19 protein-coding genes and 1 pseudogene are annotated in these 26,473 nt (G+C 48.2%); 5 read left to right on the top strand and 15 right to left on the bottom strand.

Annotated features, from left to right (window positions below; translation table 11 throughout):
• The 11 genes and pseudogenes from E0496_RS27505 to E0496_RS27455 all read right to left on the bottom strand — a co-directional run.
• Positions 1-295: pseudogene (locus tag E0496_RS27505) on the bottom strand (hypothetical protein); the annotation flags it as partial.
• A 2-nt stretch (positions 296-297) separates the two neighbouring features.
• Positions 298-2,358: a beta-galactosidase gene (locus tag E0496_RS27500; RefSeq protein WP_141505040.1), complete on the bottom strand. Its 2,061-nt coding sequence runs from the start codon at positions 2,356-2,358 to the stop codon at positions 298-300.
• 58 nt (positions 2,359-2,416) lie between these two features.
• Entirely contained in the window at positions 2,417-5,632 is a 3,216-nt protein-coding gene (locus E0496_RS27495; RefSeq protein ID WP_141505039.1) for a glycoside hydrolase family 2 TIM barrel-domain containing protein, read from the bottom strand.
• Positions 5,633-5,727: 95 nt separating this feature from the next.
• Positions 5,728-8,157, bottom strand: coding sequence for a glycoside hydrolase family 95 protein (locus E0496_RS27490; RefSeq protein ID WP_141505038.1), 2,430 nt, complete (start codon positions 8,155-8,157; stop codon positions 5,728-5,730).
• Positions 8,158-8,181: 24 nt separating this feature from the next.
• Positions 8,182-10,251, bottom strand: a complete 2,070-nt coding sequence (locus E0496_RS27485; RefSeq protein WP_141505037.1) for a glycoside hydrolase family 65 protein — start codon at positions 10,249-10,251, stop codon at positions 8,182-8,184.
• A 90-nt stretch (positions 10,252-10,341) separates the two neighbouring features.
• A complete protein-coding gene (locus E0496_RS27480; RefSeq protein ID WP_161601601.1) occupies positions 10,342-12,027 on the bottom strand; it encodes an extracellular solute-binding protein in 1,686 nt (561 codons plus the stop codon).
• A gap of 64 nt (positions 12,028-12,091) precedes the next feature.
• Positions 12,092-12,988, bottom strand: a complete 897-nt coding sequence (locus E0496_RS27475) for a carbohydrate ABC transporter permease (RefSeq protein WP_141505035.1) — start codon at positions 12,986-12,988, stop codon at positions 12,092-12,094.
• A gap of 33 nt (positions 12,989-13,021) precedes the next feature.
• Positions 13,022-13,978, bottom strand: a complete 957-nt coding sequence (locus tag E0496_RS27470) for an ABC transporter permease (RefSeq protein WP_141505034.1) — start codon at positions 13,976-13,978, stop codon at positions 13,022-13,024.
• Positions 13,979-14,152: 174 nt separating this feature from the next.
• Positions 14,153-15,736 (bottom strand): response regulator, encoded by a 1,584-nt coding sequence (locus E0496_RS27465; RefSeq protein ID WP_141505033.1) that lies wholly within the window; start codon positions 15,734-15,736, stop codon positions 14,153-14,155.
• Entirely contained in the window at positions 15,708-17,444 is a 1,737-nt protein-coding gene (locus tag E0496_RS27460) for a sensor histidine kinase (RefSeq protein ID WP_141505032.1), read from the bottom strand. The genes E0496_RS27465 and E0496_RS27460 overlap by 29 nt, the downstream gene beginning before the upstream one ends.
• Positions 17,445-17,732: 288 nt before the next feature.
• Complete coding sequence (locus E0496_RS27455; protein WP_141505031.1) at positions 17,733-18,518, bottom strand: alpha/beta hydrolase; 786 nt, start codon at positions 18,516-18,518, stop codon at positions 17,733-17,735.
• A 256-nt stretch (positions 18,519-18,774) separates the two neighbouring features.
• On the opposite strand from E0496_RS27455, the gene E0496_RS27450 reads away from it, so the two are divergent.
• Both E0496_RS27450 and E0496_RS27445 read left to right on the top strand, forming a co-directional pair.
• Positions 18,775-19,755 (top strand): aldo/keto reductase, encoded by a 981-nt coding sequence (locus tag E0496_RS27450; RefSeq protein ID WP_141505030.1) that lies wholly within the window; start codon positions 18,775-18,777, stop codon positions 19,753-19,755.
• A 166-nt stretch (positions 19,756-19,921) separates the two neighbouring features.
• Entirely contained in the window at positions 19,922-20,407 is a 486-nt protein-coding gene (locus E0496_RS27445) for a C40 family peptidase (RefSeq protein WP_141505029.1), read from the top strand.
• An 81-nt stretch (positions 20,408-20,488) separates the two neighbouring features.
• Here the strand turns inward: E0496_RS27445 and E0496_RS27440 are convergent, their stop codons facing one another.
• Positions 20,489-21,370 (bottom strand): helix-turn-helix domain-containing protein, encoded by an 882-nt coding sequence (locus E0496_RS27440; RefSeq protein ID WP_161601600.1) that lies wholly within the window; start codon positions 21,368-21,370, stop codon positions 20,489-20,491.
• A gap of 162 nt (positions 21,371-21,532) precedes the next feature.
• Entirely contained in the window at positions 21,533-22,189 is a 657-nt protein-coding gene (locus E0496_RS27435) for an ATP-dependent DNA ligase (RefSeq protein ID WP_161601599.1), read from the bottom strand.
• A gap of 130 nt (positions 22,190-22,319) precedes the next feature.
• On the opposite strand from E0496_RS27435, the gene E0496_RS27430 reads away from it, so the two are divergent.
• The gene (locus tag E0496_RS27430) at positions 22,320-22,529 is read left to right on the top strand and encodes an alpha/beta-type small acid-soluble spore protein (RefSeq protein WP_141505026.1); all 210 of its coding nucleotides are present in this window, start codon (positions 22,320-22,322) and stop codon (positions 22,527-22,529) included.
• A gap of 196 nt (positions 22,530-22,725) precedes the next feature.
• Positions 22,726-23,916 carry an enoyl-ACP reductase FabV gene (gene fabV, locus E0496_RS27425; protein ID WP_141505025.1) on the top strand — a complete coding sequence of 397 codons (1,191 nt, stop codon included), beginning with the start codon at positions 22,726-22,728 and terminating at the stop codon, positions 23,914-23,916.
• Positions 23,917-24,031: 115 nt separating this feature from the next.
• On the opposite strand, the gene E0496_RS27420 is transcribed toward fabV, so the two are convergent.
• The gene (locus E0496_RS27420) at positions 24,032-24,232 is read right to left on the bottom strand and encodes a cold-shock protein (protein ID WP_053377054.1); all 201 of its coding nucleotides are present in this window, start codon (positions 24,230-24,232) and stop codon (positions 24,032-24,034) included.
• A 277-nt stretch (positions 24,233-24,509) separates the two neighbouring features.
• Here E0496_RS27420 and E0496_RS27415 point away from each other — a divergent pair, with 277 nt between their 5' ends.
• Complete coding sequence (locus tag E0496_RS27415) at positions 24,510-25,109, top strand: CAP domain-containing protein (protein ID WP_141505024.1); 600 nt, start codon at positions 24,510-24,512, stop codon at positions 25,107-25,109.
• Between the two features lie 143 nt (positions 25,110-25,252).
• Here the strand turns inward: E0496_RS27415 and hisC are convergent, their stop codons facing one another.
• Positions 25,253-26,371, bottom strand: a complete 1,119-nt coding sequence (gene hisC / locus E0496_RS27410) for a histidinol-phosphate transaminase (RefSeq protein WP_141505023.1) — start codon at positions 26,369-26,371, stop codon at positions 25,253-25,255.
• Positions 26,372-26,473: the final 102 nt, after the last annotated feature.

Here is a 26,473-nt window from a genome sequence, read left to right as displayed (position 1 = left end):
TCAGCCCGTCTTCCTTGAAGAACGAGAGCAGGTTCGATCTGTATTTGGCTTCAATGTCTGACCCAAACGTCTCCCCGGACATATGCCGCGCCAAAATCATGCCGTCAACCATCCGTCCGTGCGAAGACCCGTAATCCCAGTCTCCATGCGTCAGATTCGCAGGCTCCGTCATCAGGTTAGCTGCAAAAAACGGAATATCGTCATAATCGCGATCCGCCATGCCAACGATTGCGTTCATCGCATGTCCCGCGCGAGCCTCCAACGTCAGCGTGTCTGGTAATAATCTTTTTGCCATTGCTAATCTCTCCTCTGCTCGCTTTCTAGAATCAGAACGCCGTTAGCCGCAAGCTCAATCTTGCCGCTGACGTCATTCCCGCTTAATAAATCAGTCTGAACTGTTTGGCCGAGCTCAATCGTTCTTGGTTCATCGTTATGATTAAGAACAAATAGAAAACGTTTGTCGCCTTTCTGCCTGCTGCTGACCTCTACAAGATCAGAAGCCGCGAGAAGCGGCTGAATGCCAATTTGCTCACACAATCTGCCCATCAGCTTTTGCAGAAAAACAGGCTCGGGACTCGACGCAACATACCAGGCTTCTCCAGCGCCATAGCTGTTTTTTGTCAACGCTGGCATACCCTTGTAGAAATCAGAGCCATATTCAGCTAGCACCTCAGCCCCCTCCGAATGAACAAGATCGCATAATATGCGGCAGTCGTAGGTGCTGCCCTGCTCAAGGCTGCCTAGCGAAGCACTCATCTTCAGCTGATTCGTTTTGGAAGTCAAAAGCGCATCGCTTTCCTCCACCCAGATGCCAAGCAATTTGCGCAGCTCTCCAGGATAACCTCCCGGAGTAACACGGTCATTCTCATTCACGATCCCACTGAAGAAAGTGGTTACGAAAGTGCCCCCGCTTTGCACGTACTGCTCCAGCTTGGACGCATACCCCTCTTTGACCATATATAGAACAGGCGCGACAACCAGGTCGTACCCGCTTAGTTCCGAATCCGTACCGATCAGGTCAACCTGAATATTTTGACTGAAAAATGCATCGTAATAATGCTGTACCTCATTCAAATATTTCAAATCAACGGTCAAACCGCTCGAATATTCAATAGCCCACCAGTTCTCCCAATCAAACAAAATCGCAACCTTCGCTTCTGTCCGCGCCCCTACCAACGTATCCCCGAGCCGATCAAGCTCCGCTCCAAGCTCCGCGCACTCCCGAAACACCCGCGTATGCTCATGCCCTGCATGATCAATCATCGCACCATGAAACTTCTCAAACGCGCCTAAAGACCTGCGCAGTTGAAAATACATAATGCTGTCAGCGCCGCGCGCAATCGCTTGATAACCCCATAGCCTGTTCACGCCTGGCCTCTTCAACGCATTTTGCGGTTTCCAGTTCAATTGGCTTGGGCAGGATTCCATCAACAGGTAAGGATCACCGTCCTTCAAACCTCTCATTAGATCATGGCGCATGGACGTATAGCTGACTGGCATATCGCTCGTAGGGTACGCATCCAGCCCGATGACATCCAGTTCCTTTGCCCATTTAAAGTAATCAAGCGGTTTATACGTCCCATTGCTTTGAAAATTCGTTGTCACAACCGCATCCGGAATAATGGCCTTAATCGCATCTCGCTCCAGCTTGTAACAATCGAGAATATTATCCGAAGTGAATCTGGCATAATCGAGCGAAATGCCTTGAAAGCAGGTCGTCTCCACGCCGTTAATCTGAAAATGCTCGCTTAGCGCGCTTGGCGCGACAATCTCTTTCCAGTCGTAGAAGGTATGCCCCCAAAAGCGTGTGTACCAAGCCTCGTTCAGCTTATCGAGCGTGCCGTATTTCTGCTGCAGCCAGTCCCGAAAGGCTTGCTCGCAATTTTCGCAATAGCAGCGCAAGCCATATTCATTATTCACATGCCATAGTAGAATCGCTGGATGGTCCTTGTAGCGCTCCGCCAGCTGCTGAGCCATCCGTGTAGCATATTTGCGATAAGTGGGGCTGCTTGGACAAGAGTTATGCCGCCGTCCGAACTTCCGCTTTTTCCCGTCCGATTCGACAAGCAGCACATCCGGATATTGGGTCGCCATCCATGCTGGATGAGCGGCGGTGCTTGTGCCCATGCAGACATGGACGCCGGAAGCGTGAAGCAGATCCAGTGTTTCGTCGAGCCATTCAAAGCTATACGTATTTTCATCCGGTTGATTAAGCGCCCAAGAGAACACATTGACCGTTGCAATATTCACGCCTGCAAGCTGAAATAATCGCATATCCTCCTGCCAAACCTCGCGCGGCCATTGCTCCGGGTTGTAATCGCCGCCATAAAGAATTTTGGCTGCTTTTCCATTAAACATTCAATATCTCTCCTCGCTCCATTTTGATCAGGTCCATTCTCTCTCTTACCTGACTTCTTTAGAAGCCAGGCGGTTGCTTGCTCATTTCCATCGGAGAACTTTCATCCATAGCGAACGGCTTTAACCGATAAGTAAAGGCTTGCTCGCCTGCTTCCACTAAATATTGCGGCAGTGTAGGTGCATAGCCGCAGCTGTGGTTGCCGATTCCGCTTTGCCTCGCATCGAGGCTGACAATCGTTTCCTTGCGCCTTGCGAGCTTATGCACATGTGTCGCTGCAGCTAAATCCTCCGCCTTGTAGTGATGCACCCCAGCTTGCATAACCTGCTCGCCCGCCATCATCAGCCCGATGCCTGACGGATGGGAGATGACAGCCCAGCGCACATCAGCCTTGCTCCCATTTTCTTGGGGCTTGATATAAGGAACGAACTGTTCCTGCACTGTGCCGCCATAAATGCCCAGCTTGCCGCTCTCTTTACGGTCCGCATAACATTCATGAGGCCCAAGTCCATACCAATCAAAACGATCAAAGCCCTCCGGCATTTCAAGCTGAATGCCGAATCTAGGCAGTGGAGGAAGCTCTGCGCGAAATGGCGAGCTCGCCGCCACCATCACATCCAAATGCAGCCCGGTCCGCGCGCGCTCAGGCACGCTTTTGCGCTCCAAGGGATATAAACGGGTAGTTACCGTTATTTCTCCGCTTTCATACACCGTATAGAGCGATTCCGAATGAAAACACATGCCTAGTCCATCTGCGCCATGCGCAAACGTCGCTTGGATGCTCAGCGCGCCATCCACAGTCTGATCCATCGAAACGGATCTCGTCACCTGCCGCAGCTGGTCATAGCCCGCAGCCATCCACTCCTTCTTTAGATGCACGTCGTTATCCAAAGGCGCCCGCCATAGGTTAAGCCGCGGACCGCTTGAAATAAGCGGCATCCCCTCGTATGACCAGCGGCTGATCGTTCCGCTTCGCTTACAGAAACCCAGCTCAAACCTTTGCCCCGTTACCGAAATATCCCGTTCCGTCTCGGTTACCGCAATGTCCTGTTCTGTCTGAGCTACGGCAAGCTTTGCCCATCGGCCGGTTGGCACAACATGTTGTTCTAGCTGCTTGTTCGGCATGGGAGCCAGCATCAAATCGGCCCACGCGACCTCATAACCGCTGCTTGCCCAAAGCACATTCTCGCAAAGCGTGAAGCTAATATGAATCCAGCATTCACCTTTCTGCTCCAGCAGGCCAGTCGTATAGGGAATGGTCAACTTTCCTTGCGTGCGGGCAGGAATCACAGGCAAGTCTAGCTCCCCCCGCTCCAGCTCCTCCCCATCCCTTCGCAGCGACCAGATTGCCCGTAAATGGCTCATATCCACAAAATCATATCGATTTGTCAGCTTAATTGTGCCTGCTGTTTGATTTTCCCACTCCGCCGCTACGGGCTCGATAACTTTTTTCAGCTCCAAAATCGAAGCCTTCAAGCCACGGTCCGGAAACAGCAAGCCGTCAAGGCAGAAAGTCCCGGCGTTCGGATAATCGCCGAAGTCTCCACCGTAGGCGTAACATTCGTCACCCGTTTCCAACTGCCGGACGATCCCGTGATCCGCCCACTCCCAGATATGTCCACCGAGCAAACGAGGATAATGGTAGATAGCGTCCCAATACTCCTTCAAGTTGCCAACCGAATTGCCCATGGCATGCGCATATTCACACATCAGGTAGGGCCTTTGCTCCGTCGTATTCATCCCTTCCTTAATGACCGTATCAACGGACGGATACATTGCACTTACGATATCGACCAGTTCTGCGTCATACGCCCGTTCATAATGAATCGGTCTTGTCGGTTCATGGCGCCGAACCCAAGCGGCCAGCGTATCCTGGTTGCAGCCAAATCCCGACTCATTGCCGAGCGACCATATAATAATCGAAGGATAGTTTTTATCCCGCTCCACCATTCGAACGAGACGGTCCAAATACGCCCTCTCCCATGTAGGGTCTTGGGATAAGTGCCCCTCGTTGCCGATAAAATGAAAACCATGCGTTTCAATATCCGCTTCGTCCATCACATAAAGCCCGTATTCGTCACATAAATCAAGCCATCGCGTATCATTTGGATAGTGTGAAGCGCGAACCGAGTTAATGTTATGCTGCTTCATCAGCACGATATCCCCAAGCATCATCTCCTCCGTCACGACAAAACCTAGCCTTGGATCAAATTCATTCCGGTTAACGCCCTTCAAAATAACCGACCGGCCATTCACGAGGAGCTCGCCTTGCCTGATTTCTACAGAACGAAAGCCAACCTTTAGCCGCACGGTTTCCTCTGCTTGCTCCAGTCCGCCATGCAGCGTCAGCAGCAACGTATATAAGCTTGGCGTCTCTGCACTCCATTTGAACGGCGCTGCAACAGGCAGCTTCAGAACAGTCGTCTCTTCCCCTCCGGCTGCCAGCCGAAAGCCTCCCATTTCCGTATCGTCAAGCACGATATGACCCTCGGGATCAATCAGCGTTACATGCAGGAGGCGCGTCACGTCCTCGTCCATGGATCGGTTGCAAACCGATACTTCAACATCCAGTTCTGCATCCGCGTAAGCAGCATCCAGCTTCGTCGTAACAGCCACATCGCGAATATGCTGCTCCGACCTTGCAAGTAAATGGACATCCCGGAAAATCCCACTCAGCCGCCATTTGTCCTGATCCTCCAAATAACTTCCATCCGACCATTGATATACGCGTACAGCCAACCTATTTTCGCCTGGCTGTGCAAGAGCCGTGATGTCGAATTCAGAAGGCATATGGCTTCCTTGGCTATAACCCGCCAACTCGCCGTTGATCCATACATGAAAAGCAGAATCTACACCCTCAAACGTCAAATAGATTCGCCGTTCAGCCCACATGTCCGGCACCGTAAAAGTTTTTAAATAACAGCCAGTCGGATTTCGGTCCGGTACCAGCGGCGGCTCCATCGGGAATGGATACTTACTGCTGCTGTACAGCGGACGACCATAACCATGCATTTGCCAATTGCCGGGAACGGAAATCTGCTCCCAATTCTCGCAATTGAACCCTTTCTCATAGAACCCATCCGGAGCTTCGGATGGCGATTCTGCGTAATAAAACGGCCAACTGCCATTTAACTGCATCGCATAAGGGCTGTCATTACCCTCCCCCTGCATGGCTGCATCTCTATCCGCATAAGGGATAAAATGAGCATGCGGCCGTTCTAAGTTCCGGCTCAGCACCTCAAGGTTTTCCCAATCTCGAAGCTCATTGATTGTCATGTTGCAGCTCCTTTAGCCGTTGTTTGATTATGACCCACCACTTGATCCTGCGTTTGTTTCTAGCTCCCGCAAGCCTCAATCAAGCAGCCTTCTGGTTAGCTCAGCGGATAAAGCTCGTATACTTCACCAGGTACGGTAGGGAAGAACAGCACTTCCGATTCCCTGCCCTCTTGAAGAGGATCACTTGGGCAAGCTGCCCCTGCAAGCCTCATCGGCATGGGTGTCCGAACCCGACAATTCTCGCCGCTTTGGGAACGAATCGAAACTCGCTGCAGCTGGCCAGACTTCCATTCCATCGCAACCTCAAACCCGCCCCTTGCACGCAAGCCTCTGATATAGCCGCTAGACCATTCATTGGGAAGTGCGGGCAGCAAATGCAGCTCATTCAAATGACTCTGCAGCAGCATCTCCGCGATGCCTGCGGTACCGCCAAAATTGGCTTCTATGGTGAGCGGATAAAAGGTCAGCTTCGGATGGCGATGCGCGTTAAACAGATTAGAGTAAGGATTTTTCAGCAGTTTGATCAAATAGCTATGCGCCATTTGAGCATCCCCCAGCCGTGCATATTGATTCACCATCCAGGCATAGCACCAGCCGATGGCATCCTCGCCCTCATGCGCATGACGACGACGCAGCGTCGTAAGGCAAGCCTCGGCCAGCGCAGGCGTCGTTCTCGGACTGATTTCTTGTCCAGGGTGAAGGGGATACAAATGTGCGGTATGCCGATGGCCCGGCTCTGCCTCCTCGAAATCCTCTGACCATTCCTGCAGCTGGCCATGCTTGCCAATGCGCAGCGGAAGCAACCTCTCTCTTGCTTGTCTCAGTTCAAGGCCGAAAGCTTCGTCTTCCTCCAGGATGCCAATAGCCTCCATGCAATTCGTAAACAATTCCCTAATCAGTGCCACATCCATCGTTGAGCTGGTGCTTACAGCGCTTCTCTGGCCATCCGGAGCAATAAACGTGTTCTCCGGCGACGTCGAAGGATTCGTGACCAAGCGTCCCTCCTGATCTTCAACGAGCCAATCCAGACAAAACAATGCCGCTTCCTTCATGATCGGATAAGCACGTTCAGCCAGAAAAACCTTGTCCTTGCTGAATTGATAATGCTCCCAGGGATGCTGCGCGAGCCAAGGTCCCGCCATTGGCCAAAAAGCCCAACTTGCCGGACCTTTCGATGGTCCTCCGGAAGGCGCGGCAACTCTCCACAAATCGACGCCATGGTGAGCTGTCCAGCCGCGGCAGCCGTAATCCTCCATGACCATTTTTGCTCCGGTAATTCTTAAATCGTCAAGCATATCGAACAAAGGCAAATGACATTCTGACAGATTGCAAGCCTCGGCATGCCAGTAGTTCATCTGCACATTGATATTGGTCGTATAATTACACTGCCAGGGAGGACGCGTCATCTCATTCCATATCCCTTGCAGCGTGGCCGGCTGCGTGCCTGGGCGGGAACTCGCTATGAGCAGGTAACGGCCATATTGGAAAAATAATGCTGCCAGCGAGTGGTCCTCCTGCCCTTCCCGCAGCTTCAAAATCCGCTCATCCGTCGGCAGGTCTGAACAGCCTCCATCGCCAAGTGAAAGATCCATTCTATTAAATAACTCGCTATGATCGGCGATATGCCGGCTCCTCAGTTCCTCGTACGTGTAGACTGCCGCCTCTTGCAGCTGATGCCTGCATGCGAGCAGCGGATCTTTGCCCTCCGCGTCCGGATGCGGGTCCTTGTCAAAACCATTGAAGCTGGTCGCCGCACTGAGCAGCAGTGTCACCGCGCTTGCTCCGCTAATGAGAATGCGACCGCCAGTTACCTCCAGATGTCCCTCTTCAATGAATGCTTTCAGCTCGATTCCAAACGTCAAGCCCTTGTTTTCCTCAAATCGAACAGGCTCAGCAATGCGGTAAGCATAGGGCTCGGTGTAGCTTGGCGCCTGACCGCTAAGTGAAATAAGATCGGCGCCAGCTTTGTACACTGCATGATTGAGTGGGCTGCTCAGCGACAGCTGACAATTCAATTTGCCTGGCTTGTCAGCTGTAAGCCGAATTACCATGACTTGATCGACAGCCGATACGAAGGACTCCCTCTTAAAGCTCACACCGCTTAAGCTGAACTCCGTCGCTGCGACTGCCGTTGCCAAATTCAGCTCGCGCCGATAATGGATCGGCTCGTCACCGCGGCGGTAATCTGCAAAGCTATCACCGCCTGCAAAGGCGATATGCAGATCACCCATGGCCTGATAGCAGTCATTCCATGGACCAAGCATGTTCTCCTCAATCATTTGCTGCGCCTTGGCATAGCTGCCCTCCGCAACCAGAGCCCGAACCTTCTCCAAGTAAGGCTTTGCATCATAAGCAGATGAATCACGGGGGTATCCGGACCACAAGGTATCCTCATTGAGCTGGATGTGCTCGTGTCTGGTCCCGCCGAACACCATTCCTCCGAGCCGGCCGTTTCCGATCGGCAGCGCCTCGACCCAATCCTCAGCCGGGCGCTCGTACCATAGCTTCCATTCGTTCGAATCCATCTGGCTCTCCTCCAAGCGGTTGGTTTAAATCATCTTTATAAGTCCTTCATGCCGTACGGTCCACGTACCGTCCTGAGGAAATCCAGGAGCTGCAAGGTCTGGCCCACCGTCCCAGCCTGCGGCCATCATAGCTACCGTTGTAAGCAAGCCGCCGTTTCCAGGCAAATAAGTTGGCAGCTGCAGGCGCTGGTAATTATGGCCGTTCGGCAAGAAGGTATTCGTCTTTTTGTCCATCAGCAGCAAATCCAAGGCCAACTTCCCTTCGCCAAGCCGCGCTGCCGTCATCGCCGCCATTGGGTAATCCCAGCCCCATGTTGCGTCCCAGTCCCACTGCTGTACGACCTGTTCAAGCGTACGGCGCATCGTCTCTTCGTCCACCATACAACCGGGAAGCAGCCCAAGCGGAGCAAGCATCGTGGGATGATCCTTCAGTCCGGCTTTCTCTGTAAAAGTATTGCTGGCTGTCTCCGCTGCGACATATAATCCCTCAACAACAGGCAGTGGAGATAGATGGGCAATAACATGGTCCCACAGCTCTACCCGTGGTTGTCCCAGCTTTTCCTTCCAAGCATTCGCTGTGGATAGTCCGAAGCTCCAATAAGATAGCTCGAACGTTGGATTCATCGTGGTTGCATGATCGTAAATCTCTTGTGCAGGAGCGATTGGCGCGCCCAGCACATACCGTTGATTCGTCTCATCCCATTCGGCATAGGAGGCCATAAAGGCCGCCGTCTCGAAGACGATTTCAGCGTAATGCGCCAAAGTTTCACTGCTGCCTGTTATCCGGTGAATCAGTTCCGCATAATAGATGGGATGCGGCTGCTGCCAGACCAGAAACGGTTCGATATAACAAGGAGCATTTACGCCATCAGGCGGAACGCATTTTGGCCAGCGTGCGCCCTCATACCCTTGAAATGCTGCTGTTTCCTGTGCTTTTCCCAAAATGCTGCCATACCAAGCCAAACTGTTTTCCAGCAAGTCATGGCGGTTCCAGTAGGCGAAATGCACGGCATGCCACCAATGCATCTCCAAATGAAATTTCCCTGCCCAGCTGTTATGCGTAAGCCCGGATTCCTGTGGAGGGAGCGATCCCGATGATTGAATGGCGGTCAAATACTGGGATAAAATGATTCTCCGCTCCAGCTCCGATGCACGCTTATCGCTGCTTTCAATGAGTTCAACGGCGGCTCCCCTGCTCCAGAAGCCTTCCCAGTACAGAGCGCTGGCGGTCAGCGTTTCCTGAAAATTCACAGCCCCGGCTTTGGAGATTGTCGGTACGGAATGAAAACTCAGATCAAAAGACTCGCTCATAGGATCTGGAATGAACAAGAAGCGATGCGCATCTTCCCCGTCCCGGACTAGCTTGCCAGCTGACCACAAAATCTGTGCGGCAACGCTCGTTTGATCCATCTCTCGAACTAGGCAAGCGCTCGCGCTGCTTCCCGCCGTTATGTCGGTTCGATGCCCTTCCGGGTTGCCCCAATTCACGCCAGTCCGGCTCCACTCTCCATAGGGAAAGTGAAAAGCAACTTGCAGCTGGCCTGTGCGGATCAGCTCGGATTCCACATGGATCGCTATCATGTCCTTCTCGGGGTGGCAGCAGGTTTGAACCGTGGTCTGCTTTCCCGCAAGCTGAAACCGGCTTGTTATCACTCCGCTCCACAAATCCAATACCTGCTCGGTACCAGTCAAATGCTCCTTTGGCGCTGGCTCACCGTCCTCCAGCTTCAAGCTGAACTGAATTCTTCCAAGATGAAGTCGATGTGGATTTAATTTGAGGAACTTATATTCCTCCGTCATCTCACCGGATGGCATATAAGGAAATCCAACGCTTCTCCCATTGAAGGTCTCGTAATAGGTTAATTTAAAATCTTCCATCCGATATCCTTCCGGGTTGGGGTCCGTGTGCCAAGCCCAGTTCGAGAAGTGCCCGAGGGGCACTCCCTCCTCCTCATACTCCTTTGGATAGGTTTGCAGTCCCGTTGCATCCACGGTAAACGCATATTCGCCGTTCCCAACGGAGAGACAGCTGTATCGGTCGAATCCGCGAATCACCGGATTATGGCGACTAACCAAAGCTTTGCGGTCAATCATCTGTTCATTTCCTCCCTACGGTTCGTGTCCATTTATAAAGACGGCCGGCTCCCGATTCGAGATCGGAAACCGGCCGCCGTTCGCTTCCGTTTATTTCATTAGCTCAAGATTGGCTTGCCACACCTTCGTGTAGGCTTCAAGCACCTTATCATAGCCTAGCTTGTTCACACCTGTTTGCAGCTTCTCAAAAGTGGATTCAAATTCTTGATCTGATTTGGCGAAAATCAGCTTAGCGTTGTATTCGAACCACATTTGCTTAATCTGCTCTTGCACGATGCCAGTATCCGATTTCGGATCGATGACCATGTTGTTGAATTGGTCGGTGTTCACCTTGGCATACTTGCCAAAAAACTCACTGGCTTCGTTGCCCCAGTTCGCGGTTTCAGGGTTTTGTGCGTTTTTGTGATGGCCAATGACATAGAACATCCAGGAGCCTTCCGGATTAAAAATACCAAGCTTCAGATTGGCTTTCTCTTCCGCTGAGATCGTCTTCGCTCTTTCATTGTCAATCGGCGCACCATTCTCATCGACTTCGTCGTACAGTACCCCCGGAGGACCAAAGGAGTTTAGGCGCTGTCCTTCTGCACCGGCAAACCAATCGAAAAATTGAAAGATGCGCTCGGGTTCTTTTGCTGTAGAAGTGATAACGTTTACATTCCAGCCCAATGTACCAAAGGTATGTGGATTTACCGAATCTACATCTACTTCAGGTGCAGCCAGAAACGGAATATAGTCATAGCCGGCATCCGGGTCAGAAGCCTTCAAGATGTTATTAGCGGTAATGCCTTGACCTGTAATATTGGAGAAGCCTGTCATAGCAAGCCTGCCTGAGTTCAGCTTCTCGACGACCTGTTCTTGCTTCTGCGTGAACATATCCTGTGTGATTAGTCCTTCACGGTAAAGCTTATTCATCCATACGAAAGCTTCTTTATAAGCCGAATCGTTAAAGATCGATTCCATCGTTGAGGTAGCAGTATTAGGGAATCTCGGAATATCCCCAATGTTCCAGATGGTGCGGTTTTCGCCATAGCCTGTATAGAAAAGCTTAAACAGCATATTGACGCCGTTCATCGTAATGCCGGTTTCGAGCGGAACGACATCCGGATATTTTGATTTCACTTGCTTCAAATAAGCATATAGATCCTCAAAGGTAGCAAGCGCCGGTTCGCCAAGCTCTTTATAAATTTTCCGATTTACAGTCCAGCCTGTATTTGAATATTTGTAAGGATTTTTCTCGCTGTCGAACCAGTTTGGAATGACATAAATGTGGCCATCCTCGTGCTTCAGCATATTAAAGGTGCTGTCGTCGATCAGATTCCGCAGTGTCGGGTATTTCTCGTAATACTCATCAAGCGGAACAAGCAGCTTGTTCTTCACCATCGTATTGTATTCCGGTGACCCCCGGTCCATCATGATCGCATCCGGCAGCTCATTGGCAGCCATCATTGTGCCGAATTTCTGTTTGGCATTTCCGTTAGAACCAATCTCAATTAAATTCAGCTTCATCGTTTCCTTCATCCATTTGCTCGTTACATCGTCCCCGTAACCGATCGGCGTAGAGAAGTCATAGTTGGAATAGAGGCTGAATTCTAGCGGCTGCTCGCCAAATGGCACAATGTCGCCTGATCCCGCCTCTTCCTGCGGCGAGGTATTGCTAGGTTTTGATGATGGCGTTTCTGTTGTCTTTCCATTATTATTGCTGCTGCATGCTGCCAATACGACTGTAAAAGCTAATACCATCATGATGAAAGCTGAAAACCGTTTTTTCTGTTTCATAGTGAGTCCCCTTTCAAGAATGTAATCTATCATTCAAGGGCTTGTTAAGCCCGAAAATGCAAAGCTACTCTTTCATTGAGCCAATTAATACACCTTTAACAAAAAACTTCTGAACGAACGGGTATACCATAATAATCGGCAAGCTGACGACAATGAGCGCAGTCATTTGCAATGATTTTGGCGTAATCGATCGTGATACGACATCGCCTGCGCCTCCTGGCACATTCCCAAGCTGTGAAATCATTTCTTGAGCCGAATTCGAATTGATCATATTGACCAAATAGTTCTGAACGGGCAGCAAGGCGGCATCGTTAATGTAGATACCGGAGTGGAACCACTCATTCCAGAAGAAAACCGCTTGGAACAGCGACAATGTGGCGACAACAGGGCCCGATAAAGGGACGATAATCCGGAAGAACAAGCCGTAATTCGAACATCCGTCTATTTTAGCCGATTCTTCCAGCCCCTCTGGTATACCTTTGAAGAAGGTGCGAAACACAATCATATTCCATACCGAAATCATCCATGGCACGAACAGTACCCATATATTGTTGAAGAGTCCAAGCTCGCGAAACCATAAATACGTTGGGATCAGGCCGCCTTGGAAATACATCGTAAAAATCGCCAGCAGCATATACCATTTATGGCCGATAACCCCTTTCTTCGACAGCCCGTAGGCAAACAAAGCCGTTAGAAAAATAGCAGAGGCCGTTCCAGCAACCGTCCGGATGACAGAAACAAAGGTTGCTTTAAAAAAACGGTTGTCATTGAGAATGACCTCATAATTATCAAAGGTTAATTGCCTTGGCCAGAACGTTAAGCCTCCCAAAGAAGTATTCGTCCCTTCGTTCAATGAAATGATGAAAGCATTCCAAAAGGGGTATAACGAGAAGAATGAGAGAAGCGCGAGCGCTCCGTAGATAACCGTGTTCATGATGCGGTCAGATCCGCTAGTTTTCATATGTTCTGCCGCCTCCAATCCTATTTGCATGAACTACCACAATGAGGACCCCCCTACTTTTCTCGCCAGCTTGTTAGCGCCCCAAAGCAGCATAATATTGATCACCGCTTTGAAGAGTCCAACGGCAATGGCGTAGGAGTAACGCTGTTGATTCAACCCTATCGTATATACATACGTATCGATAACCTGCGAAACATTTCGCAAAATCGCGTTATTCCCATTGTTCGTCATAGCGAGAATATCCTCAAAACCCGCGCTCAGCAAATTTCCGATATTGAGGATGAGGAAGATCGTGATGACGGGTGCAATCGTTGGCAAGGTGACCGAAAATATTTTTCTTATTCGGCCGGCACCGTCAATCGAAGCAGCCTCATACAAATGCGGATTTACGCCAACGATAGCTGCTAGGTAAATAATAGAGCTGAATCCTATTTCCTTCCATAACCCCGATGTAATTAAAATACCATAGAAGTACTCGGGAAAGGACAGCCAGTTCACACCATGTTTGATGATGCCTAGCTTCTGAAGCAGCAGATTCAAGCTTCCGCTGTCCACGGACAAGATCGAGAATACAAGACCCGAAACAATGATCCACGAAATGAAATGCGGCAAATACGTAAGCGTTTGAACGATTCGTTTAAACGCCATATGCTTCACTTCGTTAAGCATCAAGGCAAGCACAATAGGTGCTGGGAAAATAATAAAGAGCTTTAGTAAAGCAATCACAATTGTATTTCTAATGACCATAACTAAATCCGGCGATTCAAAAAACAGGCGAAACTGCTTCCACCCTACCCACGGGCTTTTCAACACGCCTTCAAAAATGTCGTATTCCTTAAATGCCAATATAATCCCCCACATCGGGACATAGCTGAATACAAGGATAAATAAGATGCCCGGCCAGATCATCGACTGGACTTCCCATTGCGCCGCAAACCGATGGAGTGCTGATTCTGTTTGCTTCCCCTTCACCGCGCCTGCCTGCTTCATGCTGCTCACAACCTTTGCTTTAAAGTTTCTATACTAACCATACAGGGATGTCAGCGTTTTCACTATGGAGCGAAACAACGATATATAATACGAATTCAACGATGAGTCCAAAAAACATATCAAAAAAGGGCAGGATTAGCTCCTGCCCCTCAAGATGCCACTATTTTTCATCACTTATACCTTATTCGTCTTCCGATATTCTCCCGGAGTCATGCCCGTTATTTGCTTAAACTGCCGGTTAAAATACAAAATATTCTTGTAGCTAAGCTGATCCGCGATTTCATACACTTTATATTGGGGCTGCAGCAGCAGCTCACAAGCCCGGTTAATCCGCAGCTTGATCAAGTGGTCGCTGAAATGCTCCCCGGTCTCGTCCTTAAACATTTGGCCAAGATAGTTGGGCGAAAATTCGAATTTGGCTGCAACCTGCTTTAACGTAATTTTTTGATCCAGCTGACTGCCAATATACTGGTTGATTTGCTCAATAATAGTTCTCCCTTGTTTTTGTTTCTTGCTGTACAGCAGCTCTGAGAGCTCAAACAGCCTTCTTCTTAGCCAGGATTTCAAATCATAAATCGTTTCGAAATGGAACATCACATTCAAGTGAATATACTCCCAGTTCAGCAGGACATACAGGTCCTCGTTCAGCTGCTGGCAATGCATGTGCAGCCGGGAAATAAACTGGACGGCTATATGAATAATTGTCGCTTTCTCCTCAAGCTTCTCGAGCTGCATGAACAAGCTCTCCAGCCGCTCGCTAAGGGAAACAAGCTGGTACTGCAGCATGTCTTGAAAGATAGCCTCGCTGATCGCATCCATGTCGATGACGGCAGCTCCACCTCGCTCCTTCCCTGCGGAATAGGTGATCACGCGATTTTTCCCAAGAAACAGCTTATCCTTAACCGCCTGGACCGCTTGCTGGTAAGAGCTCCCAAGCTCAGAAGCTTCCGCCACGCTGTTTCCGATTCCGATCGTGATGGTTAAGGGAAAGCGATCGCTAATGAATCGAACCAGTCTCTCAGACAGCTGGGTAAACCCTTCCTTGCCGCAAGTAGAAATAATGAGCGCCCTGCGCTGCTTGTCCCGAATGCAGTAGCCGTAGTTATGCTCCTTGGCATAATTTTCAATCGCTTTGAAGATATCTATCGGGACCCGATTTTTTTCGTTTTCTGACAGCTGATCCCGCTTCCACTCCCAATCATCGATCTCGATAAGCGCAACGGCAGGATCACGCTGCAAGGCAAGATGCCGAAGGGCATTTTCAGGCACATGCCTAACCTGCGGCGAAGCTATGCCCTCCAGCCAGCTCAACACAAGCTCCTTCTCGATAAGCGGCAGCGCCTCTTTCCACTGTTGGTCAGATTGGGCAGCTTGCCTCTCTGTATCAATCGCAGCCATCAAGCTATGCAAGGTCGTACTTAGCTCATGATCCTCAATCGGCTTAAGCAAATATGCTGTGGCGCTGACTTGCATCGCTTGCTTGGCATACCCAAAATCCTCATGTCCGCTCACGAACACGATTTTGAGCTTCGGCTGCAGCTCTCTTGCCTTTGCGGCCAGCTCCAGCCCGGACATAACCGGCATGCGGATATCCGAAAGCAAGATATCAATCGATGAATCCTGCAGCCGCTTAAGTGCTGCGAAAGCGCTGTTCACTGCTGTTACTGTGCCTCTGCCTGCTACGCTGTTCATCACGCGGCGCTTCAGCCACTCCAAGTCGATGGACTCGTCATCCACCAGCAGGATATGGTAATTCATTGCTTGCTCCTCCTTCGTTTGGCTGAGATTTAAGATAAGGCAGCGTCAAGCGCACGGAAGTGCCGATGCCGATTTTACTATCGATGTAGACACCATAGTCGTCACCGTATTGCAGCTTAATCCGTTCATTGACATTCCGAATGCCATAACCTCCCGGTTCCTCCCTTGGCTGGAGCAGTACCTGAAGCTTTTCGGGTGGCATGCCGATGCCGTTATCGTTTATTTGCAAAATAATGCTTCCGCCCTCTCTCCTGCCAGTAATGCCGATATGAATATGCTCATCGAACCATGCATGCTGGAACACATTCTCCACAAAAGGCTGCAGGATCAGCTTAATAATCGGACAATCAGCAAGCTCAGGCTCAATCGAATAGCTTACTGAAAAGCGGTTGGCATATTTGATCATCTGAATTTCGAGGTAGGCTTTCACCTGATTGATTTCGTTATTTAGTGAAATAATCATCTTCCCATCGTTTAGCGTTAACCGATAAAATTTTGACATTTGCGATACCATCGCACTCAGCTTCTCGATCTCGCCAATATTGGCCAAGCTGTTAATTGAGGATAAAGTGTTGTACAAAAAATGAGGGTTGATTTGAGCCTGAAGCGCTTCAAGCTCCTTCTCCTTCTTCTGCATGCCTTGCAAATAAACTTCACGAATCAGCTCGTCAATATGATGCGCCATCCGGTTGAAAGCAACGGAGAGAAGGCTGAATTCATCATTGCCTTTGAAGGGGATTCTCATCTCAAAATTCCCATTCTGAAAGGAGCGTACATGCGTAACGATCCGAAGCATCTTGCGGCCTGAATAGCGAGCAATGATGACGGCGATCAAGGCGATAATAACAAAGCTGATGCCGCATACAAGCATCGTAATATTACGAATCTTACCCGCATCCTCTTTCAATATCTTCATAGGAACCATCGTTTCGAGCCTAAAATCGGAGGCTGGTATGTCAATCTTCACCTTGAGATATTCATCCGAAGAACCGCTGGCCTCTGCGTTCTGAATAAGAGTAGCTCCATCTCTTTGATTGATAATCCGAATGACACTGCCTTCGTTCAGATCCAAAGCAGCAAAGGATAGAAAAATGTCCTTTAATGGAATGCTCATACGCAAATAACCAATCTCAGTCTGGTAATCATTAAACGATATGAGCTTTCGCAGCAGCGAAATATTGTTCAAGCTTTTGTCCGTGTCCATCTGAATCCACTTATTGTCCTTACCCGACTGGACGAACTCGCGAAAATCAACCTGCTGTTCTAGCCGCGAAAAAGAAAGGATATGATAGCTTTGGCTCGTAATCGCAGTGTCCAGCTTCCCGTATACTTCGTTGATTTTTTTATTGGCAGGATACAAGATAAGCCTTATTTTTTGGACGGACATACCTAGAGATGTCTCCAACGTAGGGAGCAGATTACGAGAGGTCATCTCATATACTTCCAGACTGTCCCCGGTTATCTGCAGGTACTTCTGGAAGGAAGTGCTGCCAAACAGCGAGTCTGAAACCGCTTGCATATCTAACATTTTGTATTGGATGTTATCACTGATCTGCTGCATCGTCCATTTCACGTTCGTTTGAACGAGCTCTGTTCTGGATTGCAGTGCGGTCTGATAAGAGAAAAAACCGATGACCACATCTGTTATCATGACTAACAGCAGATAGGGCAGCATCATTTTGTAGGAAAATGGAATATATTTACGCATCCCCCATTAGCACCTCTTCACCTTTCTTTATTTAGGAGAACCCCCTCCACCTTATGTGCCCCATGTTACTTCTTCAAATTTCAAGTGTCAATCCACTTTATCCAACAACTGGTTGTGAAATGTAGAGCCAAATCATATTTCACCTCTCCACACCTGCAAAGTGAATGGCTCCATCCATTCCCATATGGTCACCTTGTTATGAGAGAATCTTTTTATGCGAAAAACAGAAAAAAACCGCCCCTTGTAGTTAAAACTACGACAGAGACAGTCTTTTCTTAACATCCGATTTTAGCGGAATGACACTGGCAGCCAAGCAAGGAAATGCTGGATATGCGTGTCCCAATAACCCCATTCGTGGTTGCCTGGTCCTTCTACATACGTCAGCGGATAATCTACGGCTTTGCACTTGTCCCTGAAAGCGAGATTGTCCTTATACAAAAAATCCTCTGTGCCGCAGCATTGGTACAGTGCGGGTTTCTCCGCCATAGATGGCGAATTCGCGGAAAGCAGGTGCAGCAGATCCTCGTCAGTGCCGGTGATATCCTTGCCTCCGTAAATCAGATTGAAATACGGCACCATGTGAGGAAATGCAGGATCCTGAATATGACTGGCCATGTCGAGCGCTCCCGATAAGCTGCCAGCAGCAGCAAAACGGTCGGGATGACGAAGCGCCAATTTAAATGCTCCATATCCTCCCATCGACAAGCCTGCAACATAATTGTCTTCCCTAGCGTCTGATAAAGGGAAGAAGGATCTGGCTACAGCCGGAAGTTCTTCCGACAAGAAGGTCCAATATTTATTGCCATACTCCATATCGGTATAAAAGCTTTGATGCACATTAGGCATGACTACGGCGATTCCAAGCTCAGCTACATAACGTTCGATCGAGGTTCTTCTCGACCAGATCGTATCATCATCGGATAAGCCGTGCAGCAAATATAGCGTTTTGTGAAGCTTCTGGCTGCTGCGGTTGTTCATTCCGATCTGCGTGGTTGTCTGTTGAGGCAAAATAACGGTCATCGACGTACTGAGGCCTAGCACTTCTGAATGAAAATTACATGTAATGAAAGCCAAACTCTATTCCTCCCTTGGACGTCTAGATGCTAATTTAACAGATCTATCAATGTTCTATTCTACCTTATTTATGACTCCTATGGCAGTATTCTCATGAAGCGCTTGCAAATATTTTTTAGAAAAGCTGCAATGGAATACGGGTATGCTTGTTAAGGTTAGTTAGTGAACTTTTTTTCAGTCCTTCTATGAATAATATCAGCAAGGTATAATAGGACCTGTCAAAGCTGGTATCCCATTATACGGAGGTTGATGAACAATGAAATTAATGCCGCTTGAGCGTAGAGGAATTTCCAATAGCCGACTTGCACTTGGGTGTATGGGGTTTGGAGGAAGCTGGGATCTTGCAGATCCTATTACGCCGGATCATATCACGCAAGCTGAGGCAGCCGTTGAAGCGGCTTTGTCGATTGGCATAACTATGTACGATCATGCAGACATCTACACTAGAGGCAAGGCTGAATTTATTTTTGGACAAGTCCTTAAGCGCCAGCCTAAGCTTCGTGAGCAAATTGTCATTCAATCCAAGGTTGGCATTGAGCTCTCCGACGGCGTACTGCCTGGACGATTCAACTTCTCTAAGGAGCACATCTTGCCATCGGTAGATGGGATTCTTGAACGTCTTGGCACGGAATATCTGGATGTACTTCTGCTGCATCGCCCTGACCCGCTTATGGAGCCAGATGAAATAGCCGAAGCATTTACCAAGCTCAAGCTGTCCGGTAAAGTTCGCAACTTCGGCGTATCCAATATGAGTCCCGGACAAATTCGTTTTCTGCAGCGGGCGCTTCCTGATCCGATTGTCGTTAACCAACTGGAACTCAGCCTGCTGCGTCATGACTGGGTGGATCAAGGCATTCATGTCAATCAAAAAGCAGGCTTAAAAGACAATTTTGCCGAAGGACTCATGGAATTTATGCAAATGGAAAATATCCAAATTCAAGCATGGGGACCACTTGCTCAGGGCCGGTTCTCCGGACGTTTGTCTGAGAATGCCACTGAAGCTGAAATACAAACCGCCGCTCTCGTTAAGCAGCTAGCCGAGGAAAATGAAACCACTACTGAGGCCATTGTGCTGGGGTGGCTGATGAAGCATCCTGCACGCATTCAGCCAGTCATCGGCACGGTAAATCCGGAGCGTATTATTGCCTGCAAAGACGCGGCAAGACAAGCAGATCTAATGACAAGGGAACAATGGTATACCCTTCTGGTAAGCGCTAGAGGCGCGAATATGCCTTAAGGCATATTTCAAGCGGATAATTATTAATAATTTTTCATTTTTTTCTCATAATTGCTCATAATCCCTTTAGCGGCCATCTTTTCGCTCTAATAAGCGAAAAAAGCCGCTTTTCGCATGTGTTATAGTCAAACACATAATACGAAACGCGGAGGGACATCCTGACAGCATGAGAAAACTACACATAATGAAATCGATTGCCAAAGCAGGCATTTGCAGCGCGATCGTCATGTCGGCAATCACATTCGGAGCATTTGCACCAAAAGCACACGCAGCAACACCTGAAACCATCAATCTTATAGAATCGGGAAAAGAATATATTGGTACTCCATATAAATTCGGTGCACCAGCTGGCGTTACATACGCATTTGACTGCTCTTCTTTCACCCAGTTTTTATTTAAAGGGCTTGATGTAAGCCTTCCACGCACTTCGTCTGCTCAAGCGAAGGTAGGCGAGACGGTAGCGAAAGGTTCTTTGAGCATGGGCGATCTTGTATTTTTCAAGACAAATGGCAAGACCATCAGCCATGTGGCTATCTATGCAGGAAATAATAAAATCATTCACAGCTCCACTAGCCAAGGCGTAACGGTCTCCAATTTAAATACCAGCTACTGGACCAAGAGCTATGTAACGGCAAAACGCGTCGTATCCTAAGTCAACTCTTTGCTTTAAAGCTTAAAATGAAGCTGCTTTCGCCTCTCGCGAAGGCGGCTTTTCCTTTATTATTGGCAGCATCTACTTTAAGCTTCCGAGATGCCGCTGTCTGTACCGTAGTGGTGTAACGCCTACTACTTTCTTAAACATATGGATGAAATATGAAACATTTGGATACCCCACCAATATACCCACCTGCTCTATTGAATGCGATGTAGACTGCAGCAGCCTGCTCGCTTGCTTGATTCTTCTAGCTGTCAAATAATCTGTAATATTGCTGCCAGTCTCCTCGTGGAAGACACGGGAAACGTAAAATTTAGATAAATGCATGAAGTCGGCCAAATGATCCAAACTGACTTCCTCCGCAAAATGCTCCTCAATCCATTGCATAATCTGCTCTGAATATCGTAGGGCCCTTCCCTCGGCTCCCACATCCAGCTGCTTTCCCGATCTGCTCTGCGCGTGATTAATTAGCCCCATCAACTGCAAAATCAACATCACTACCTCTTCTTGTGCCTGTCCCCTTCCTTGGTTGTAAAGGTTATCGTACAACATGAAGCAGTCCTCTAGTTCTTTGGCTACCTCCTCCAGTTGAAATGCTGGACCAACCGATTTCCCCTGCCATACCTTCATAAACAAGCTGTGGCGCAGCGGAAACGAGTTCAAGCCCTCTGCTGCGACAGCCGGATCTAAGTAAGCCATTGACCGCGTATAAGGCTTGTCTGGGCTCACATTTGCAAACACCTTGTGCAATTGAAAGGGCTGAAATAGAAAGAGCATCCCTCGCTTCATCTCATAGGAATGCTGATTAACGATAATGCTGCCTTCGCCTTCATGAATATATAAGAGCTCCATGCATTGATGCCAGTGATAATAACCCGGATAGGCCATATCCGCTCTGGCCCTATGCGACCATAAAAACGTCTGACCGTCGAACTTGACAGGATCGAACAAAAAGTTCATATTGCACCTCACCATGACAAGATAACAACATTTGCATCCCTAGTATGACAACTTTTAAAGTCTTTGAACAGCTTAAGTTTTTCTTGCTCAAAAAAAAATACGGCACACAAACGTTGAATCGTTTGCATGCCGTAACTATTCAATCCCCGTTTTATGAAACTCCTAACTAATTGCCACTCTAGGTAGAACAGCGTCCTCTGCAGGAGCATGACGAAAAGCGGGTTGATGATCATCATGATTTCTTATCTTAATCCAGCTGCTTGTCCGTCCTTCCTCATAAAGGCTATCCTTTCGTTTACAAGCGATGCCTTCAAGCCCGAAGCGTTGAACGAGATCAAATAGAACGATACCCACTGTGTCTACAAATAACATCTTCGTATAGAATGCGTTATCCTCCAATACCTGGTTGAGCAGCTTTTTTCGCTCATGCAGCGGTGTTGCTCTCAGGTCTATGCCATTATAAAAAAGAATATCGAATACAAAAAATTTGACCGGATACATTCGTTTTGCATCACGGATGCGAGGCTCTTTATTAAGTCTATAACGCTCCTGCAGCCTTTCGAAATCAACGATTCCCGTCAGCGGATTTACATAAGCCACTTCGCCGTCCAAAACGACATCAGCAGGTTCTCTTAGCGGAACATTATGTAATTCTGGATATTGGCGCGTCAAATCATTGAAATGCCGGGAATATAATTTCGCTTTGCTCCCCAGAAAGGATAATTGCAAACGCTGCCCCTCAATCATCGGTTCAAAAATATAATTCGGGTCATCAAAAGGCTTATCCAGCTCCGTCATGAGCATAGGTTTCATAAACATAACGCCTCCCCTCCCGTGTATCCATTTTAACATGGACGCATACCAGAAATCGGCGGTAAATTTAGGTGAAATTAACGAATAATCTCTGTTTCTATTCCGCATAATAGGTTTAGAAGGAGGCTGAGAAAAGATGGCAAACCGAACAAACCAACTTCTTGTCCCGCAAGCACGCGCAGCACTTGAACAGCTTAAATTTGAAGTTGCCCAAGAGCTTGGCATTCAACTTCCACAAGATGGCTATTACGGCAATATGACTACTCGCGATATGGGCTCCATCGGTGGATTAATTACACGCCGGCTCGTTCAAATGGCTGAGCAGCAGCTCGCGGGCCGTTATTAATTTTCACAAGATAAGCGCAGGGAAAGCAGCAATGCCTTTCCGGCGCTTATTTGTTTTTTTGAATGATACCGGAATAATTCTGATTTGTCCTTTCAGGGAACTTCCCTTCTGAAGAAAAAGTCGGTAAAATAAGATAGAGTTCTAACGCTACATAACCCTTACTAACCAATTCCATAAGAGAGAGGAATATTCTAATATGATTATTCAACCGAAAACACGCGGATTCATTTGTACGACTGCTCATCCTGAAGGCTGTGCACAGCAAGTACAGCGCCAAATTGATTATGTTAATGCTAAGCCATCCATCGAAGGCCCTCGCAATGTGCTTGTTATCGGTGCCTCGACAGGCTATGGCCTGGCTTCCCGTATCGTCTCATCTTTCGCTGCAGGCGCCAATACGGTTGGCGTTTATTTCGACAAAGCCGCTGAAGGCGCTCGCACGGCTTCGGCTGGCTGGTACAACTCTGCAGCATTCGAAGAGGCCGCTGCGGCTGCCGGACGCAAATCCTACAGCATCGTTGGAGACGCTTTCTCTGACGAAATCAAAGCAAAGACGATTGATCTCATTCGCACAGAGCTTGGGCAAATCGACCTTGTCGTGTACAGCGTTGCGTCCCCTCGCCGTACTCATCCAAAGACTGGCGAAACTTTTTCATCCGTAATCAAGCCACTAGGCGGCACTTATACGAACAAGACCGTTAACTTCCACAGTGGCGAGGTTTCTCAGGCGACCATCGAGCCAGCTACTGAAGACGAGCTTCGCCAGACGATTGCAGTCATGGGCGGTGAGGACTGGCAAATGTGGATTGACGAGCTTCAGCAATCAGGCGCACTTTCAGATGGCGCGACAACCGTTGCTTACTCATATATTGGACCTGAGATTACGCATGCCGTTTACCGCGAAGGAACAATTGGCGCTGCCAAAAACGATCTTGAAGCGACAGCGCACCGCCTTAATGCGCAGCTTGGCGCTAATGGTGGACGAGCCTTCGTATCCGTCAACAAGGCGCTTGTTACACAATCAAGCTCCGCTATCCCGGTTGTGCCGCTTTATATATCTGCACTATATAAAGTTATGAAGGAAAAAGGCATCCATGAGGGCTGTATTGAGCAAATGTATCGCCTGTTCTCCGAACGCCTATACGGCAAAAGCGAAACGCTTGTTGATGATAGAGGCCTGATCCGTGTAGATGATTGGGAAATGAGACCTGAAATTCAAGCTGAGGTAGCTGACGTTTGGGCCAAGCTCTCAACAGAGAACGTTTATGGTCTTTCCGATCTGGAAGGCTACCGCCGCGAGTTTTTCCAACTGTTCGGCTTCGAGACTGATGGCATTGATTACGAAGCAGACGTTAACCCTGAAGTAAACATTACCAATTTGCGTTAATCATAAGCTAAAAAGCCGATCTCCGTGTCAATATGCGGAGATCGGCTTTTTTTGTTGGCTTATCTAGACAAAAAAAAGCTCTTAACCAGAAGGTTAAGAGCTCTTTGTTTGAATACTACAGTTTTACAACGTTTTCTGCTTGTGGTCCACGGTTGCCTTGAGTTACGTTGAACTCAACGCGTTGACCTTCGTCAAGCGATTTGAAGCCTTCGCCTTGAATAGCGGAGAAATGTACGAATACGTCATTTCCGCCTTCTACTTCAATAAAGCCAAAGCCTTTCTCTGCGTTAAACCATTTTACTGTACCTTGTTCCATAATTGATTACCTCCAATAAGTTATTAACATGTTTTTTCCAGAAAAACTAAAAATCACACATTGAAAAAGATATCATCATACAAATGACAACCTTTTCAATAAGTGAATTTAAGGTTAAATTTGTTGTTTGTATTGATAATATACCATAGGCTTTTATAATAAGCAAGTCATCTTTCAAAAAATCGAAATTTTCTTTTGCTGAAGGATTACATCACTTTTTGAAGGGAAAAATAAGCTTATTCACAATCCCCCATTAAACGATAAAGGTGTGTCAAACATGAAAAAACTGTTCCTCCTGCTTGTCCTACTATTAGTTGCCGGATGCTCCACACATTCAAACAAAGGTACCAAGCCGTCATCTGCCGCTAATGTGACTCAAGCCTCGTCCATTACTGCTGCTCCATCCAAAAGCTCAACGCTATCCATGAAGCAGAACGGCCAACTCAAATCCAAATGGACATCAGATGACCTTGCTTCAGCTGAATACCCGGCAGATCAAGCCCAGACCTCCATCCATTATGATCAGGATGTGCTGGAAATGGTTAATGCAGAACGGGCTAAGACAGGCTTAAGCCTTCTTGTTATGGATGACGCTTTATCCAAAATGGCATTGGTGAAAGCACAGGATCTGTATAATAACCGTTATTTTGACCATAACTCTCCCACCTATGGCTCACCATTTGATATGATGAAAAAATTTCAAATCAACTATAACGCAGCAGGAGAAAATATCGCTAAGGGTCAACCCACCCCTAAAAAGGTCATGAACGATTGGATGAATAGCGCGGGCCATCGAGCTAATATTATGAGCAGCAGCTTTACTAAAGTCGGGATCGCCTATTTTAAAAGCACATGGGTGCAGGAATTTACGGGCTAAGAAACAAGCAACGAAAAAAGCAGCCAAAGAGTACGGATTGAACTTCGGCCTTCTTGAATCCACTGTTGTTAACAACTAATGGGTTCCTTCAGAGCCACGTTTAATCACGATGCTGGAGGCTGCTTTTCTTTTTCCTTATTCCATTATACGTTGAGTTTAACCAAGACATCGCTTAAAACCGATAACAGGCTGTCATTCTCCTCCGGTGTACCGATTGAAATGCGAATATGTTCCGGCAGCCCCCATATCTTCCCATATCGCACAATAATCCCTCGTGTCATTAACTGACCATATACATCCTCTGCTTTTAGCCCCAGCCTGACAAGTACAAAATTACTCATGCTCTCTGTGTATTCAACGCCTAACTGGCGAAATCCCGCATATAGCCGTTCCCGTTCACGAACCACTAGCTCGCGCGAGCGTATGACATGCCCTTCATCAGCAATAGCCGCCACCGCTGCAGCCTGAGCCAGCGTGTTCACATTAAACGGCTCCTTGACCTGCAGAATGCTCTGAATGATAGGCTGCGGAGCAGCCCCGAAACCTACGCGTATACCCGCAAGGCCATATATTTTGGAAAAGGTTTTTAACACCAGCAGCGGATAACCTTCTCGAACAAACGATATACCATCAGAATAGGGCTCAACAGACACGAAATGACTATATGCCGCATCCAGCACAACAAGTATGCGTTTAGGCAAGGCATCCAGCAGCTGCTTCAGCTCAGAATAAGTTAAAATGGTGCCGGTAGGATTGTTCGGAGAACAAATATAAACGAGTTTTGTACGTTCTGTTACGGCGGTCAGGATCGCCTGCGTATCAAAAGCAAAATCCTCGGTTAACGGAACGGTTATGGCTTTCGCCCCCATGAGCTGCGCACCGAATTCATATTCGCTAAAAGTCGGTCCTGGGACGATAATTTCATCACCGGCATCCAAAAAAGCTTCCGATACTAGCGTTATTAGCTCGTCTCCGCCATTCGTTACGATGACTTGTTCGGTGCTAAGGTCATAATGGCCCGCAATCGCGTGCTTCAAATCGATCGTTTGAGCGTCTGGATAACGGTGAAGATCGGTTAATACCGCCTGAATAGCTTCGAGCGCTTTTGGGGAAGGCCCCAACGGGTTCTCATTGGACGCTAGCTTGATTACCCGATCCAGACCTAGCTCTCTCTGAACTTCCCATATCGGCTTCCCAGGAGAATAGGGCTTCATTTGCTCCAGTGCTTTGCGCGGCTGTACCTCGTGTTGATTCGTTTGCATCAAAATCACCCTCATCGTATGTAGTTGAATTCCTTTATCACGATAATACATTAATCCTTTTTAGCAGTAAAGTGTTAGTGTAAAGAACCTTTATCTCCACAA

It is taken from the genome of Paenibacillus luteus (assembly GCF_006542765.1).
GTDB lineage: Bacteria > Bacillota > Bacilli > Paenibacillales > Paenibacillaceae > Pristimantibacillus > Pristimantibacillus luteus.
This window is presented reverse-complemented; position numbering and strand designations above follow the sequence as displayed.